Here is a 15,987-nt window from a genome sequence, read left to right as displayed (position 1 = left end):
CGAACATAGCGATGCGGGAACGGACGCCGGCCGGCCGCGCGCCCAATTGCCCTGGAACGGCGCCCCGCTCACACCCGTTCGAGTGACGGCACGCGCGCACCAGGACGCGGGACGCAGGCACAGGCACAGGCACAGCACCCGGGTGGCCCGGCGCCCGACCCGGTGCGCGGCTCAGTACGCGAGCCGGCTGCCGCCGCCCGGCGCCCCGCTGCTCGCCTCGACGAGCGCGTCGACCACGGCCTCGACGTCCGGCAGCCAGGGCCGCGCCGAGCCGGCCAGCGGAGCGCGCTCCCAGCGCACCCGGCCGCCGGCCGCCTCCGAGGGCGGCAGCAGGAGGTAGCCGCCCTCACCGTGGAACCGCAGGGAGGCCGGCACGCAGTCCTTCGCGTACAGCAGCTCGCCGAGCGTCTCCATCGAGTACGGGGCCACGAGCAGCGCCATCCGGGTGGGCGTCGCCACGACCGGCCCCAGCCGCATGCCCATCCGGTCGAGCCGCGCCAGCGCCTGGGCGCCGGCGGCGACGGGGAGGCTGACGGCGCAGGGCGCGGTGCCGCCGGTCGCGAGGATCACCGGGGCGGTCGGGCGGTTCGTCCACCACCAGCGCACCATGCGGGCGTCGGTCGTGGCGGCCAGCAGGCCGGGGTCGTAGGGATGCGCTCCGGGCACCACGCAGTCGGGGTCGGGGCAGGCGCACCGCGCGTCATCGGCCGGGCGGCCGTCGGCGGCGCGGGCCTGGCCGACGCCGGGGATCACCGGCCACTGCCATTCGGTCGCGCAGGTCAGCGCCGCGCCGAGGAGGGCGGGGGATCCGCCGCGCCGGGAGAGCCGAAGCCGCTGGAGACGCCTTCCGAGGATCTCGCGCATGAGCGCTCGTTCCTTTCCGTTGAACGTCGAGGGCCACATCACACCATGTATCCGGTGTTTCACCACACGTACACGTTTCGCGTCACTGTCCGCTTTGATGAGGTTTACGCGGTTCGTGCAGTTCTTACTGGCTTACGGGGCCGGCAACTCCCCCGGCAAACCGCCGGGGAGCCCCCAGGTGTGGCCGACGCGCGACTCGCGCCGCCTGGTTCCACGGGTCCGCCCAACTGACCCTGGCCATCACCGATTACGTACCCATCACGCACGATATGACGCTCTGCTGAACCAGTTCAGTCGACCGCAAAAGACGTCCGCTCCGGGCATTTTTCAGCCAACTTTGAGCCTTACGTGTACGGCGAGTTGTCGTCCCACGGACACCAGGATTCCCACCTGGGCAATGCTGGACATCGATCCACATCTGCGTGTAGATGTGGATCCATTGACGGCGGCGCAGAGGGATCTGGGGGTCGCGATGTTTTATGGCGAATCGCACCAGGTGGAAAGGCGGCTGCCATGAGCATCCCGCACCTGCCGAAAGTGGCTGGAATCGATCCAGCGGTTCCGGCACCCCCGCACACTGTCGCGCCCTCGCCCGCCCGCGCGACGCCCCCCGCGCCCGCCGCACCGGCCCCTGGGACCGTCATCCAGGACCGCCTGGCCGGCTGGGTCTCGGACCTCACCACGCTCCACGAGCTCACCGAGCGCCTCACCCGCGCCGCTGACCTCGAGGAATCCCTCCAGGAACTGCTGCGCGCAGGCGCCGCACTGGTGGGCGCCCGCCGCGGACTCGTCGTCCTCGAACCCTCGGACGGCCTCGGTCCGGCCAGCACCATCGGCCTCGGACTCGGTCACGCGGACCTCGGGCACATCGAGACCGTGCCGCGGAGCGCCACCTCGTACGGCCGCATCCTCGACGGCCTGCCGGACGCGCAGGGCGGCACCGAGCAGCTGCCCGACCCGGACGCCACCGCCGGCCAGGGCGGCCACTCCGTCCCCGTCGACCCCCGCCTCCGCGAGGTCGCGGCCCGCCTCGGCTACGCCGCCAGCTACGCCCTCCCCCTCGCCACGCAGGCCATGGGCCGGCTCGGCGCCGCCGTCTGGCTGTACGACGAGCACGCCGAGCCCAGCGAGCGCCAGCGCCACCTGATCGAGCTGTACGTCCGCTACGCGGGCGAGCACCTGGCCCGCGTCGTCGAGGTGGAGCGGGCCCGCACCCAGGTGCGCACCATCGCCGAGGAACTGCTGCCCAGCCGCCTGCCCCGGGTATCCGGCGTCCGGCTGGCCGCCCGCCACCGCACCGGCCCGCGGGGCGGCGGCGACTGGTACGACGCGCTGCCGCTGCCCGAGGGCGCCCTCGGTCTGGCCGTCGGCTCCGTCACCGGCTCGGGGCCCAGCGCCATCGCCGCCATGGGCCGACTGCGGGCCTCCCTCCGCGCGTACGCCGTGATGGAGGGCGAGGACCCGGTCGCGGTGCTGTCCGACCTGGAACTGCTGCTGCGGCTCACCGAGCCCGCGCGGTCCGCCACCGCGCTGTTCGCGTACTGCGAGCCGGCGCGCCGCAAGATCGTGCTGGCCGGCGCCGGGCACACCCCGCCGCTGCTGATCGGCGAGCGCCGCACGGAGTACGTGGAGACCTCGCTCTCGGCCCCGCTCGGGATGCTCTCCTGCTGGGAGGCCCCCAGCGTGGAGATCGAACCCGGACCCGGAGAAACGGTGCTGCTGTACACCGACGGGCTGCTGCACCGCACCGGCGACTCCATGGACCGGGCCTTCGCGCGGCTCCACGCGGCCGCCGCGAGCGTCCCGCGGACCGTCCGGGACGACCCGGCGGGGATCTGCGACCACGTGCTGCGCACGGTGCTGCCCGAGGGCCGCGACGAGGCCGATTCGGCGGAGGACATCGTGCTGCTGGCGGCCCGTTTCGACTGACCCGGCCCGCCCCGGCATCCGACGATCTTGGTAATGGGTCCTAAGGCCCTGGGACCCCTTCCGCACGACCGTACGATGGACGGGGTTCAGTGTCGTACCAAGAGGAGGCGGACCGTGTCGGAAGAGCTCTCGCTCACCCCGGAGACCCCGGAAGAAGAGCAGCCGAAGAAGCACAAGCAGCGGAAGAACGGTCTGTACCCGGGCGTCTCCGACGAGCTGGCCGAGAGCATGCGCACCGGCTGGGCCGACACCGAGCTGCACGGCCTGGAGCCGATCGCGCAGGCGCAGCACACCGCCGCCCGCCGCGCCGCCCTGTCCGCACGCTTCCCGGGCGAGCGCCTGGTCGTCTCCGCGGGCCGGCTGAAGACGCGCTCCAACGACACCGAGTACCCGTTCCGTGCCTCGACCGAGTACGCGTACCTGACCGGTGACCAGACCGAGAACGGCGTGCTCGTCCTGGAGCCCACCACCGACGGCCACACCGCGACGGTCTACCTGCTGCCGCGCTCGGACCGCGAGAACGGCGAGTTCTGGCTGTCCGGCCAGGGCGAGCTGTGGGTCGGCCGCCGACACTCCCTGACCGAGGCCGAGCAGCTGCTGGGCATCCCGGTGAAGGACGTGCGCAACGTCGCCGACGAGCTGCGCGAGGCCACCGGCCCGGTCCGCAACGTCCGCGGCCACGACGCCGTGATCGAGGAGGCGCTGACCGACAAGGTCACCGCCGAGCGCGACGAGGAGCTGCGCGTCTACCTCTCCGAGGCCCGCGCCGTGAAGGACGAGTTCGAGATCGGCGAGCTGCAGAAGGCCGTCGACTCCACCGTCCGCGGCTTCGAGGACGTCGTGAAGGTCCTCGACAAGGCCGAGGCCACCAGCGAGCGCTACATCGAGGGCACCTTCTTCCTGCGCGCCCGCGTCGAGGGCAACGACGTCGGCTACGGCTCCATCTGCGCCGCCGGCGCCCACGCCTGCACGCTGCACTGGGTCCGCAACGACGGCGCGGTCCGCTCCGGCGACCTGCTGCTGCTCGACGCCGGTGTGGAGACGCACAGCCTCTACACCGCCGACGTCACCCGCACCCTGCCGATCAACGGCACGTACAGCGAGATCCAGCGCAAGATCTACGACGCGGTGTACGAGTCCCAGGAGGCCGGCATCGCGGCCGTGAAGCCGGGCGCCAAGTTCCGCGACTTCCACGACGCCTCGCAGCACGTGCTCGCCGAGAAGCTCGTCGAGTGGGGCCTGCTGGAGGGCCCGGTCGAGCGCGTCCTGGAGCTGGGCCTGCAGCGCCGCTGGACCCTGCACGGCACCGGCCACATGCTCGGCATGGACGTCCACGACTGCGCCGCCGCGCGCACCGAGGCGTACGTCGACGGCACGCTGGAGCCGGGCATGTGCCTGACCGTCGAGCCGGGCCTGTACTTCCAGGCCGACGACCTGACCGTGCCGGAGGAGTACCGCGGCATCGGCGTCCGGATCGAGGACGACATCCTGGTCACCGAGGACGGCAACCGGAACATGTCCGCCGGCCTGCCGCGCCAGGCCGACGAGGTCGAGGCCTGGATGGCCCGCCTGAAGGGCTGACCCCGGAGGGCCGGCCGGGAGCGGCCGGTCCGCTCCGGTGACACCCGGACATGACGGTGGGCGAGGACCGTACGCGGTCCTCGCCCACCGTCGTCCGCGGCTCAGGAGGCCTTCAGCAGCGCGCCTTCCCGCCACTTGAGGATCTTGTCGAAGCTGACCACCGCACCCTGGCCCGGCCGGTTCCGGAACCGCACGTGGTCCGCCAGCTGCTCGATCAGGCACAGGCCCCGCCCGCTCTCGGCGAGCGCGGACCTGCGCGGCGTCCCCAGGTGCTCGGGGAAGCCCGGGCCGGAGTCGGTGACTTCGATGCGGCAGGTGTCGCCGTCGAGGTACGCGGTGACGCGGTACGCCCCGGTGTCCGGCGCGGCACCGATGAGGCCGCCGTGCTCGACCGCGTTGGCACAGGCCTCGGTGAGTGCCACGGACAGGTCGTAGGAGATGTCGGGGTCCACTCCGGCGGTCTCCATGGTCCCCAGGAGCAGCCGTCTGGCGAGGGGAACGCTGGCAGCCTCGCGGCGCAGATGCAGGGACCACCAGATGCTCATGCTCCAGCCTCCTGGCCGCGGCTCGACATACCGTTACCTATTGCCGCACACGGCACGCGATAAGCCCCTGAGCGACGCCGGAGCGCCCGTTCGGCCGATGCGCGTCCCCTTCACGGCGGTGTATGTGGGCCAGGAGGGGGAAGCGACGAGCACGCACCAACGGGACCTTCCGGACCTGCCGTATGGAGGGCCGGGGCGCAGTGCGATGATGGCCCGGCCATGCCTCACCCCCGCACGACGCGCACCGGAACCGGTCTCCGGCTCCTGAGGGCCGCGGTGTTCACCGCGGTCTGTGTCGTGCTGTCCGGCGCGGGACACGCGCTGGCCTCCTGCGCGACCGTCCCGCTGTGGGCGCTCTGCGCGGGGTTCCTCGCGGTGTTCGCCTGCGCGGCCCCGCTGGCGGGACGGCGGCGCTCGCTGCCCGGGATCGCCGGCGCGCTGGCCGGCGGACAGCTGGCACTCCACGCACTCTTCGGCCTCGGCCAGCACAGGGCCGTCCCGCAGCCGGTGCCCTCCCCCGACGAGTCGCTCGCGGCCCTCGCCGCGCGGCTGGTCTGCGGGGGCAACACCGTCCCGCTGAGCCCGGCCGAGGCCAGGCAGGTCCTGCTCGTCGCGGGCATCGACCCCGCGACGGCCGGCGGCCACCTCCACACCCACGCAGGCGGGGCGGCGGAGGCCGTCGCGCCGGTACTGGCCCCGGACACCGGACTGTTCTCGCTGCCGATGCTGCTCGGGCACCTGCTGGCCGCGCTCGCCGCCGGCTGGCTGCTCGGGCGCGGGGACGCGGCGCTGCTGCGGCTGGTCCGGCTGTCGGCCGAGGCGGGGTCCGTGCGGTCCCTGCGGGCGGCGCTGGCCTTCGTACGCGCGCTGCGCCGGGGACTGCCCGGCGCGGAGGTCCGTACGGCGGAGCTGCCGCGCGGCGAGGAGGCGCGGCGGGTCCCGGTGGGGCGGGAGGCGCTCCAGCACACGGTGATCAGGCGCGGGCCGCCCGCGGCGTACGCACTCGCAGCCTGACGCGGTACCCGGCTCCCCGGGACGATCCACCCGGGAGCGGTGGTGCCGCGGCGTCCGCGCGCACCCGCGCGCAGTCCACCGTTCCCACTGCCAGTGGAGCTTTCTGCCATGAAGACCTCTCGCGTCTCCTTCGTCGCCGCCCTCGCCGCCGGTTCCGTCCTGCTGCTCTCCGGAACCGCCTTCGCGCACGTCAGCGTGCAGCCCGGGCAGGCCGAGAAGGGCGGCTACGCCACGATCAACTTCAAGGTCCCGAACGAGCGCGACAACGCCTCGACCAACAAGCTCGAGGTCACCTTCCCCGCCGACCACCCGCTCGCGTCCGTGATGCCGCAGGACGTGCCGGGCTGGCAGGTCGAGGTCACCAAGAGCAAGCTGGCGAAGCCGCTGACCATCCACGGCAAGCAGATCACCGAGGCCGTCACCAAGGTCACCTGGACCGGCGGCAAGATCGCCCCGGGCCGCTTCCAGCAGTTCCCGCTCTCCGTGGGCCAGCTGCCCGAGGACGCCGACCGGATGGTCTTCAAGGCGATCCAGACGTACGACAACAACGAGGTCGTCCGCTGGATCGAGGAGCCCAAGGACGGCGCGGACGAGCCGCAGAACCCGGCTCCGGTCCTCAAGCTGACCGAGCCCACCGGCGAGGGCCACCACGGCGGCGCGTCGGGCGGCAAGGACGACGCCAAGCAGACCGACGCGAAGGACGGGAAGGACGGCGCCCACGGCGACGAGCACGCGAGCGCGTCGGGCTCCTCCGACACCACGGCCCGCGCGCTGGGCATCGCCGGCATCCTCGTCGGCGCCGCGGGCGTGGCGTTCGGCGTGCTGTCGCGCCGCCGCACCTCCTGATCCCGGTGCGGCCGCCGGTACGCCCGTACGGGCCGTCGCACCGCAAGCACTTCCAACCCCGATCCACAGGGACGACTCCCCCATGCACACCACACGTGTGACGGCCGCCGCTCTCGCGGTTGCGGCCGCGCTCACGCTGTCCGCCTGCGGCAGCGACTCCGACAAGGGCTCTCCCGTCGCGGAGGTGAGCGCCTCGGCGAAGACCAAGGCCGCCACCGTCCTCGACCGGCCCTTCGAGAAGCCCGACCTGGTGCTCACGGACACGCACGGCAAGCAGTACAGCCTGCGCGAGCAGACCAAGGGCAAGCCGACGCTGATCTACTTCGGCTACACCAACTGCCCGGACGTCTGCCCGCTGACGATGAGCAACATCGCCATCGCCAGGAAGGCCCTCCCGAAGGCCGACCAGGACAAGCTCCAGGTCGTCTTCGTCACCACGGACCCGGAGCGGGACACCCCCGACTCGCTGGGCAAGTGGCTCAAGGCCCAGGACCCGGCCTTCATCGGGCTGACCGGCGACTTCAACAAGATCCAGGCCGGCGCCCGCAGCATCGGCATCGGCATCGACCCCCCGAAGAAGGAGAAGGACGGCAGCGTCGTCTCCATGCACGGGGCCCAGGTCATCGCGTTCTCCCCGAAGTCCGACGAGGGGTACGTCCTGTACGGCGAGGACACCACCGCCGAGGACTACACCCAGGACCTGCCGAAGCTCATCAAGGGAGAGAACCCGTGAACCGCCGCACCACCCTCCGCACCGCCCTCCTCGCCGCCACCGCCCTGACCGCGTCCTTCGCGATAGCCGGCTGTGCCGCCGAGGACTCCCCGGCCGGGGGCTCGGACGGCAAGCCGGCCCTGAGCGTCAGCGGGGCCTTCATGCCGGAGCCGGTCAACGGCGACATGGCGGGCGGCTTCCTGGTCGTCAAGAACGGCTCGGACACCGCCGACAAGCTCACCTCGGTGACCAGCACGCTCTCGGACGACGTACAGATCCACGAGACCAAGAACCAGAAGATGCAGCAGGTCCGGTCGATGGACGTGCCGGCCAACGGCGAGCTCCGGCTGGAGCGCGGCGGCAGCCACATGATGTTCATGGGCCTCAAGAGCAAGCCGAAGGTCGGCGACAAGGTCGCGGTCGAACTGCACTTCGAGAAGGCGGACCCGGTCAAGGTCGAGCTGGACGTGAAGGAACGGACCTACAACCCGAAGCACCACTGACGGACCGAGGGACTGACACGCCATGACGGCCACCGCCCCCGCCCCCGCCCGATCGCTCAGGCCCCGGCCGCCCGGGCAGCCGGTGCTCCGGCAGCCACTGCGCCCACGGCAGCTCCTCCGGCTGCTGCTGGTCGTCGCGGCCCTGCTGGGCTCGCTGTCCGCCACCGCCGCGCCGGCCGTGGCGCACGCCGCGCTGACCGCGAGCGATCCCAAGGACGGGTCGGTGGTCGCCACGGCCCCCGCCCAGGTCACGCTCTCCTTCTCGGAGCAGGTGGCGATGGGCGAGGACTCGATCCGGGTCATGGATCCGAGCGGCAAGCGGGTCGACACCGGTGAACAGCGGGACCTGTGCGACGGAACCACCGTCAGGTACGGGGTCCAGCTGCACGCCGGCCTGCCCAACGGCACGTACACGGTGGCCTGGCAGGCCGTGTCCGCCGACAGCCACCCGATCTCCGGTGCGTTCACCTTCTCCGTCGGCGCACCCTCCACCACCACGGTGTCCCTGCCGGAGCAGGAGGCGGGCGGCGGTCCGGTGGGCTTCGCCTACGGCGTCGCGCGCTACGCCGCCTACGCGGGCTTCGTGCTGCTGGTCGGCGGCGCGGCCTTCGTGCTGCTGTGCTGGCGCCGTGGGGCAGGGGTGCGGCCGGTCCAGCGGGTGGTGCTGCACGGGTGGGTGACGCTGACCGCGGCGACGCTCGCGATGCTGGCGCTGCGTCATCCGTACACGGGATCGGGGAAGTTCGCCGACGCCTTCGACCTCTCCGGGCTGAAGGCGGTGCTGGAGACCAAGACCGGCGCCTCCCTGGTGTCGCGGCTGCTGCTGCTCGGTGCCGCTGCGCTCTTCCTGGCCGTGCTCTTCGGGGCGTACGCGCGCCGGCAGGCGGCCCAGGAAGCGGCGGCGGACGCCGAGACGGAGGAGCAGCTCCGCAAGGAGACCGGCGACCTCACCTTCGGTCTCGGCGTCGGCGGCGCGGTGGTGGCCGGCGGCATCGCGGCCACCTGGGCGCTGTCCGAGCACGCCTCGACGGGCGTGCAGCCCGGCATCGCGATGCCGGTGGACATCGTCCACCTGCTGGCCGTCGCCGCCTGGCTGGGCGGTCTGGTCGCGCTGCTGGTGGCCCTGTACCGGGTGCCGGGCATCGAGCGGGCCGCCGTGCAGCGGTTCTCCCGGGTGGCGTTCGTCAGCGTGGCCGTACTGGCCGCGACGGGCGTCTACCAGTCCTGGCGGCAGCTCGGCAGCTGGTCGGCCCTGACCGGGACGACGTACGGGCAGCTCCTCCTGGTGAAGGTCGGGCTGGTCGCGGTCCTGGTGGGCGTGGCCTACCTGTCCCGGAAGTGGACGGCACGGCTGGGCGAGGGCCCGGCCGCGGGCGAGCAGGGCCTGGTCGCGGACCAGGGGGATGTTTCACGTGAAACACGACCCGAGGCGGAGGCGGTGCCCCTCTCCGGGTCCCAGCCCGAGCCCGAGCCGGTGACCGTGCCCGAGGACCCGAAGCGTGCCGCGCAGCTCGCCCGTCAGCGGGCGGCCCTGGCCACCGCCCGGGAGAAGAAGGTCCGCGACGCGGACCCCGGACGGGCGGGGCTGCGGCGCTCGGTCCTGACCGAGGCCGGGGTGGCCGTGGTCCTGCTGGCCGTCACCACCGTGCTGACCAGCACCGAGCCCGGCCGGGCCGCGGAGCAGGAGGCCGGGCGGAGCACGGCCACCAACTCCACGGCCGTGCCCAACCGGCCCATCAAGGTCACCCTCCCGTTCGACACGGGCGGCGAGGACGGCCAGGGGTCGGCGCGGCTGGAGCTCGACCCGGGCCGCACCGGGTCCAACACCCTGCACCTGTGGCTGGCCCGGACGAACGGCAAGCCGCTGGACGCGCCCGAGGTGAAGGTGGCGTTCACGCTGCCCGCCAAGGACATCGGCCCGCTGCCCCTGGTCCCCGACCACGCGAGCACCGGACACTGGACCGCCTCCGGGGTCCAGCTCCCGCTCGCCGGGACGTGGCGCATCGACGTGACCGTGCGCACCTCCGACATCGACCAAGTGACCGTGCAGAAGACAGTGAAGATCGGCTGACCAGCGTGACCGACATCGAGATCTCCAGGCGGCGGCTGCTCGGCACCGTCGGTGCCGCGGGAGCCGCCGGGCTCGCGCTGGGCGCGGCGGGCGGGGCGCTGGGCGCCTCCGCGCTCGCGGACGGCGAGGGCACGGGCGGCGGCGCGGCCGGGGCCCTGGCCTCGCTGGGCGCGACCGAGGTCCCCTTCCACGGGGACCACCAGGCGGGGATCACCACCCCGATGCAGGCGAAGGGGCACGTACTGGCCTTCGACCTGAAGCCGGGGGCGGGCCGGAAGGAGGCGGCCGCGCTGCTGCGCCGCTGGTCGGAGACGGCACGGCTGCTGATGGCCGGGGCCCCGGCCGGTTCCGGGGACACCGGGATCGCGCTGGACGCCGGCCCCAGCTCGCTGTCGGTCACCTTCGGCTTCGGCCGCACCTTCTTCGACCGCACGGGCCTGGCCGCACGGCGGCCGACGGCGCTCGACCCGCTGCCGGAGTTCTCCTCCGACCAGCTCGACCCGCGCCGCAGCAACGGCGACCTCTGGGTGCAGATCGGCTCGAACGACGGCCTGGTGGCCTTCCACGCGCTGCGCGCGATCCAGAAGGACGCCGGGGACGCGGCCTCGGTCCGGTGGCAGATGAACGGCTTCAACCGCTCCCCCGGTGCCACGGGCAGGCCGATGACGGCCCGCAACCTGATGGGACAGATCGACGGCACGGGCAACCCGAAGCCCTCCGAGCCGGACTTCGACCGCCGGGTCTTCGTGCCGGCCGCCGGTCCGGGGCCGGCCGAGCACGCGTGGATGGCGGGCGGTTCGTACTCCGTGGTCCGGCGGATCCGGATGCTGCTCGACGACTGGGAGAAGCTGTCCCTGGCGAAGCAGGAGCAGGTCATCGGCCGGAAGAAGGCCGACGGCGCGCCGCTGACCGGCGGCACGGAGACCACCGAGATGGAGCTGGACCGGATCGGCGCCGACGGGAAGCCCGTGATCCCGTCGAACGCCCACGCACGGATCTCGGCGCCGGAGCAGAACGGCGGCGCGGCGATGCTGCGCCGGCCCTTCTCGTACCACGACGGGATCGGGGCCGACGGTGCCCCGGACGCGGGCCTGCTGTTCATCTGCTGGCAGGCCGACCCGCTGCGCGGCTTCGTGCCGGTGCAGCGGAAGCTGGACCGGGGGGACGCCCTGTCGGCGTTCGTCCGGCACGAGGCCAGCGGACTGTACGCGGTACCGGGCGGCCCGAAGCCCGGTGAGTACGTGGGCCAGCGGCTTCTCGAAGCGTGAACGGCTCCGGCCGCCGGTCACGGGGAGCACTAGGCTGATCGCATGTCGGCCACCCGCTTCACGTATCTCGGTCCCGAGGGCACCTTCACGGAAGCCGCCCTCCGCACGCTGCCCGAAGCCGCCACCCGGGAGCTCGTCCCCATGGTGTCGGTGCCCGCCGCGCTCGACGCGGTGCGCAACGGCGAGGCTGCCGCGGCGCTCGTCCCGATCGAGAACTCGGTCGAGGGCGGGGTGACGGCGACCCTCGACGAGCTGGCCGCCGGCGAGCCGCTGATGATCTACCGCGAGGTGCGGCTGCGGATCGCGTTCGCGCTGCTCGTCCGGCCGGGCACGAAGCTGTCCGAGATCAAGACGGTCACCGGGCACCCGGTGGCGCAGCCGCAGGTCCGCAACTGGCTGCGGGCCAACCTGCCGGACGCCGTCTGGGAGTCGGCCGCCTCCAACGCGGACGGCGCGCGGCTGGTGCAGGAGGGCCGGTACGACGCGGCCTTCGCGGGCGAGTTCGCGGCGGCGACGTACGGCCTGGAGCCACTGGTCACCGAGATCCACGACGCCGAGAACGCCGAGACCCGGTTCGTCCTGGTGGGACGGCCGGCCCGGCCCTCGGCGCCGACCGGTGCCGACAAGACCTCCGTGGTCATCTGGCTCGGCGACGACCACCCGGGCGCCCTGCTGGAACTGCTCCAGGAGTTCGCGGTGCGCGGGGTGAACCTGATGCTGATCCAGTCCCGGCCGACGGGCGAGGGCATCGGCAACTACTGCTTCGCGGTGGACGCCGAGGGCCACATCTCGGACCGCCGGGTCGGCGAGGCGCTGATGGGCCTCAAGCGGATCTGCCCGAACGTCCGCTTCCTGGGGTCGTACCCACGGGCGGGCGTCTCGGCGGCCGACGTGCGCGCGCCGCGGCCCGGGACTTCGGACGGTGACTTCACGGCCGCCTCGGACTGGCTGACTCGCTGCCTCGACGGCCGCGCCTGACCGGTCCGGCGGCGCCGTCCCCACCCACAGGATTGTCCACAGAGTTATCCACAGGGAAGCTTCTCGACCTGGGGACAAGTCGACATCCGAGCGCGACATCGTCGACAAATCGGCCGACGGAGCCGGGTGGCGTCCCGGCTCCCGGGAGATGAACGCCGTCACCCTCGCACCATTGATCAACTCTTTGGGGCGAGCCATTCCCACCCGAATGAGTGTGTGATGGGGGTTTGAGCCGAGATTCCTTCGGCTCGCGAAGCGCTGGAGAAAGATCGCAATTCACATCCACAGCCCACCCCCACAGCCTGTGGATAACGCACCCTTCCTGTGAATTCCTGTGGACAACCAGGTCCCGGCGGCCCGCTCCTCCCAAGGGGTCCGGCAGCCGGGCGGCCGCCACCCCCGCGTCCCGTCCCGCCCCTTTTCGAGGAAAGGGCACCCTTTTATCGACGTCGGCGGAGGGATCGGTTCCGGCCACACGCCCCCAGTTTTCCATTCACGGCAATTAGGACATAGCGACACGCAGCGTGATATCGGTGTCCGGCGCGGAAGCCCAGGCCGGTAGCCTGGTGGGGTGATTGACCTCCGGCTGCTCCGTGAAGACCCTGACCGTGTCCGCGCCTCGCAGCGCGCCCGTGGAGAGGACGTCGAACTCGTCGACGCACTGCTCTCCGCCGACGAGCGCCGCAGGTCCTCCGGCGTCCGCTTCGACGAACTGCGCAACGAGCAGAAGTCGCTGGGCAAGCTCATCCCCAAGGCCTCCCCGGAGGAGCGGGCCGAGCTCCTGAAGCGTGCCGAGCAGCTGAAGACCGACGTCAAGGCCGCCGAGGCCGAGCAGAACGAGGCCGACGAGGCCGCCAAGCGACTGCTCCTCCAGCTCGGCAACGTCGTGCACCCCGACGTGCCCGTCGGCGGCGAGGAGGACTTCACCGTCCTCGAGACCCACGGCACGATCCGCGACTTCGCCGCCGAGGGCTTCGAGCCGAAGGACCACCTGGAGCTGGGCGAGGCGCTGGGCGCCATCGACGTCGAGCGCGGCGCCAAGGTCTCCGGCTCCCGCTTCTACTACCTGACCGGCGTCGGCGCGCTCCTGGAGCTCGCCCTGGTCAACGCCGCGATCGCCCAGGCGACCGAGGCCGGCTTCATCCCGATGCTCACCCCGGCGCTGGTCCGCCCGCGCGCGATGGAGGGCACCGGCTTCCTCGGCCAGGCCGCGGAGAACGTGTACCACCTGGAGAAGGACGACTACTACCTGGTCGGCACCTCCGAGGTCCCGCTCGCCGCGTACCACATGGACGAGATCATCGACGCCGAGAAGCTGCCGCTGCGTTACGCCGGCTTCTCCCCGTGCTTCCGCCGCGAGGCCGGCACCTACGGCAAGGACACCCGCGGCATCTTCCGCGTCCACCAGTTCGACAAGGTCGAGATGTTCTCGTACATCGCGCCGGAGGAGGCCGAGGCCGAGCACGCGCGGCTGCTCGCCTGGGAGAAGCAGTGGCTGAACTCCCTGGAGCTGCCCTTCCAGGTCATCGACGTCGCCACCGGCGACCTCGGCGCCTCCGCCTCGCGCAAGTTCGACTGCGAGGCGTGGATCCCGACCCAGGGCAAGTACCGCGAGCTGACCTCCGCCTCGAACTGCGACGGCTTCCAGGCCCGCCGCCTGTCGGTGCGCGTCCGTGACGGCAAGAAGATCCAGCCGCTGGCGACGCTGAACGGCACGCTGTGCGCCGTTCCGCGCACGATCGTCGCGCTGCTGGAGAACCACCAGCAGGCCGACGGCTCGGTGCGGGTGCCCGAGGTCCTCCGCCCCTACCTCGGCGGCCGCGAGTTCCTGGAGCCGATCTCCAAGTGAGTTTCCCGTACCGGCTGATCGCGACGGACCTCGACGGCACCCTGCTGCGGGCCGACGAGTCGATCTCGGAGCGGACGCGCGAGGCGCTCGCCGCGGCCACCGCGGCGGGCGCGGCGCACATCGTCGTGACCGGACGCTCGGTGCCCTGGACCCGCCACATCCTCGACGACCTGGGCTACCAGGGGCTCGCGGTGTGCGGCCAGGGCGCGCAGGTCTACGACGCCGGCGCGCACAAACTGCTCACCTCGGTGACGCTCGACCGGCAGCTCGCCGGGCTGGCGCTCGCCAAGATAGAGGCGGAGCTGGGCCCGGTGGCGCTGGCGGCCAGCCGGGACGGCATCGACGGCGAGGTGCTGGTCGGTCCGGGCTACCGCGTGCAGGAGGGTCCCCTCCCGCACGTGTTCCTCGACGACCTGGCCCAGCTGTGGACGGCGCCGCTCAACAAGCTCTACATCCAGCACCCCGGCATGGACGACGACGCGCTGGCCACGGCCGCACGGCAGGTCGTGGGCTCGCTGGTCGACATCGTGATGGCCGGTCCCGGCGTGGTGGAGATCCTCCCGCTGGGGCTGACCAAGGCCACCGGGCTCTCGCTGGCCGCCCGGCGGCTGGGTGTGAAGAAGGACCAGACGATCGCGTTCGGCGACATGCCGAACGACGTCCCGATGTTCGGCTGGGCCGCGCACGGCGTGGCCATGGCCAACGCGCACCACGAGCTCAAGGCCGTCGCCGACGAGGTGACGACCTCGAACGAGGAAGACGGCATCGCGGTGGTGCTGGAGCGCCTGCTCGGCGCCGCCTGACCCGGACCGGACGCGCTCACCGGCGTCCGGGGCCGCCCGCGCCTTGCGGCGCGCTCGAAGCGGCTGCCCCGGACCCGGGTCGTTCCCCCGCGGGTTTCACTCTGCCGTCGGCGGCCCGTACGTACCAGCGAATTTCCGGGCCCCACCGGCCCCCTGGCGCCCGTCAGGGGGCGGGCTCGTCCTCGCGCGCGAGGATGTCCGGGTGCGGGTGGGCAGGGCTGCGCGTGAGCGGCCAGGACAGCAGGCCGATCGCCAGCGAGATGGCGTGGCCGAGGTCGGTGAAGGTGCCGCCGGTCAGCAGCGGTACGGCGAAGAAGGCGACCGCCCCGACGAGGTAGAACCAGCGCCAGGGGCCGGGCAGCCGGTACGTCAGGACGCCGACGGCGGCGGCGAGTCCGTAGCTCACTCCGATGTCGACCACGTGGGCCATGCTGCGCGGGGCGCGGTCGTCCCGGATGGCCATCAGCACCACGTCCTGGCTGACCAGGGTGGCGACGACGTGGGCGGTGGCCACGATCACGAGCCAGCGCAGGGTGCCGAGCCAGCGTTCCACGTTCGCGTGGAAGATCTCGAAGAGCACCGCGTACAGCAGCAGTGAGGCGGGGTTCTCGATCCAGAAGGCGCTGCCGACCAGGGCCTCGACCGGGTGCTTGACCAGCTCGTGGATGTTGCTGCTGTGACGGTGCAGCAGGAAGTGCTCGGTCCGGTCGGGCACGATCACCACGACGAGGCTGGTGAACGCGATGACCGCGAGCCATACGTGCGTACCGGGCGAGGACCGGATCCAGGACCGCACGGGCCGGGACGGTTCGGGTCCGGAGTGAGACGTCATGATCCGATCATCACTCCGGACCCTGTGCTCCGCCCGGTACGCAGACGGGGAGGGTCACCTCCCCGGGCCGCGGGGGCGGGGGGGGGGGGCGCCCCCCGCCCCCCCCCCCCCCCCCCCCCCCCCGCGGGGGGGGGGGGGGGCCCCGGGTTGGCGGGGGGCCCCGGGGCGCCCCGCCGGAAGGGGGGCCCCCCG

The 15,987-nt window shown here is 72.6% G+C and carries 14 protein-coding genes; 11 read left to right on the top strand and 3 right to left on the bottom strand.

Annotated features, from left to right (window positions below; genetic code table 11):
- Positions 1 to 171 precede the first annotated feature (171 nt).
- Positions 172 to 864, bottom strand: coding sequence for a bifunctional DNA primase/polymerase (locus ACIQUQ_RS21465; RefSeq protein ID WP_403978090.1), 693 nt, complete (start codon positions 862 to 864; stop codon positions 172 to 174).
- Between the two features lie 513 nt (positions 865 to 1,377).
- Here ACIQUQ_RS21465 and ACIQUQ_RS21460 point away from each other — a divergent pair.
- Both ACIQUQ_RS21460 and ACIQUQ_RS21455 read left to right on the top strand, forming a co-directional pair.
- A complete protein-coding gene (locus ACIQUQ_RS21460; protein ID WP_403978087.1) occupies positions 1,378 to 2,793 on the top strand; it encodes a PP2C family protein-serine/threonine phosphatase in 1,416 nt (471 codons plus the stop codon).
- Between the two features lie 114 nt (positions 2,794 to 2,907).
- Positions 2,908 to 4,374: an aminopeptidase P family protein gene (locus ACIQUQ_RS21455; RefSeq protein WP_403978084.1), complete on the top strand. Its 1,467-nt coding sequence runs from the start codon at positions 2,908 to 2,910 to the stop codon at positions 4,372 to 4,374.
- A 101-nt stretch (positions 4,375 to 4,475) separates the two neighbouring features.
- On the opposite strand, the gene ACIQUQ_RS21450 is transcribed toward ACIQUQ_RS21455, so the two are convergent.
- Positions 4,476 to 4,919 carry an ATP-binding protein gene (locus tag ACIQUQ_RS21450; RefSeq protein WP_403978081.1) on the bottom strand — a complete coding sequence of 148 codons (444 nt, stop codon included), beginning with the start codon at positions 4,917 to 4,919 and terminating at the stop codon, positions 4,476 to 4,478.
- A 219-nt stretch (positions 4,920 to 5,138) separates the two neighbouring features.
- Between ACIQUQ_RS21450 and ACIQUQ_RS21445 the strand changes: the two genes are divergently transcribed.
- From ACIQUQ_RS21445 to ACIQUQ_RS21405, 9 genes are all read left to right on the top strand, one after another.
- Positions 5,139 to 5,933 carry a hypothetical protein gene (locus ACIQUQ_RS21445; RefSeq protein WP_403978078.1) on the top strand — a complete coding sequence of 265 codons (795 nt, stop codon included), beginning with the start codon at positions 5,139 to 5,141 and terminating at the stop codon, positions 5,931 to 5,933.
- Positions 5,934 to 6,041: 108 nt separating this feature from the next.
- Positions 6,042 to 6,779, top strand: coding sequence for a YcnI family protein (locus tag ACIQUQ_RS21440; protein ID WP_403668308.1), 738 nt, complete (start codon positions 6,042 to 6,044; stop codon positions 6,777 to 6,779).
- A gap of 82 nt (positions 6,780 to 6,861) precedes the next feature.
- Positions 6,862 to 7,512: an SCO family protein gene (locus tag ACIQUQ_RS21435; RefSeq protein WP_403978075.1), complete on the top strand. Its 651-nt coding sequence runs from the start codon at positions 6,862 to 6,864 to the stop codon at positions 7,510 to 7,512.
- Positions 7,509 to 7,994: a copper chaperone PCu(A)C gene (locus tag ACIQUQ_RS21430; RefSeq protein WP_403978072.1), complete on the top strand. Its 486-nt coding sequence runs from the start codon at positions 7,509 to 7,511 to the stop codon at positions 7,992 to 7,994. The genes ACIQUQ_RS21435 and ACIQUQ_RS21430 overlap by 4 nt, the downstream gene beginning before the upstream one ends.
- Positions 7,995 to 8,016: 22 nt before the next feature.
- A complete protein-coding gene (locus ACIQUQ_RS21425; RefSeq protein WP_403978069.1) occupies positions 8,017 to 10,065 on the top strand; it encodes a copper resistance CopC/CopD family protein in 2,049 nt (682 codons plus the stop codon).
- Between the two features lie 5 nt (positions 10,066 to 10,070).
- Positions 10,071 to 11,333 carry an iron uptake transporter deferrochelatase/peroxidase subunit gene (efeB, locus tag ACIQUQ_RS21420; protein ID WP_403978066.1) on the top strand — a complete coding sequence of 421 codons (1,263 nt, stop codon included), beginning with the start codon at positions 10,071 to 10,073 and terminating at the stop codon, positions 11,331 to 11,333.
- A 42-nt stretch (positions 11,334 to 11,375) separates the two neighbouring features.
- Positions 11,376 to 12,311, top strand: coding sequence for a prephenate dehydratase (gene pheA / locus ACIQUQ_RS21415; protein ID WP_399944251.1), 936 nt, complete (start codon positions 11,376 to 11,378; stop codon positions 12,309 to 12,311).
- A gap of 571 nt (positions 12,312 to 12,882) precedes the next feature.
- On the top strand, positions 12,883 to 14,160 hold the full coding sequence (gene serS, locus ACIQUQ_RS21410; protein ID WP_403978063.1) for a serine--tRNA ligase: 1,278 nt from the start codon (positions 12,883 to 12,885) through the stop codon (positions 14,158 to 14,160).
- Positions 14,157 to 14,963: an HAD family hydrolase gene (locus ACIQUQ_RS21405; RefSeq protein WP_403668326.1), complete on the top strand. Its 807-nt coding sequence runs from the start codon at positions 14,157 to 14,159 to the stop codon at positions 14,961 to 14,963. Before serS ends, ACIQUQ_RS21405 begins: the two co-directional genes overlap by 4 nt.
- A 163-nt stretch (positions 14,964 to 15,126) precedes the next feature.
- Here ACIQUQ_RS21405 and ACIQUQ_RS21400 read toward each other — a convergent pair whose 3' ends face one another.
- Positions 15,127 to 15,795, bottom strand: coding sequence for a rhomboid-like protein (locus tag ACIQUQ_RS21400; protein ID WP_403978060.1), 669 nt, complete (start codon positions 15,793 to 15,795; stop codon positions 15,127 to 15,129).
- Positions 15,796 to 15,987 lie beyond the last annotated feature (192 nt).

Source organism: Streptomyces sp. NPDC101118, from assembly GCF_044759445.1.
GTDB lineage: Bacteria > Actinomycetota > Actinomycetes > Streptomycetales > Streptomycetaceae > Streptomyces.
This window is presented reverse-complemented; position numbering and strand designations above follow the sequence as displayed.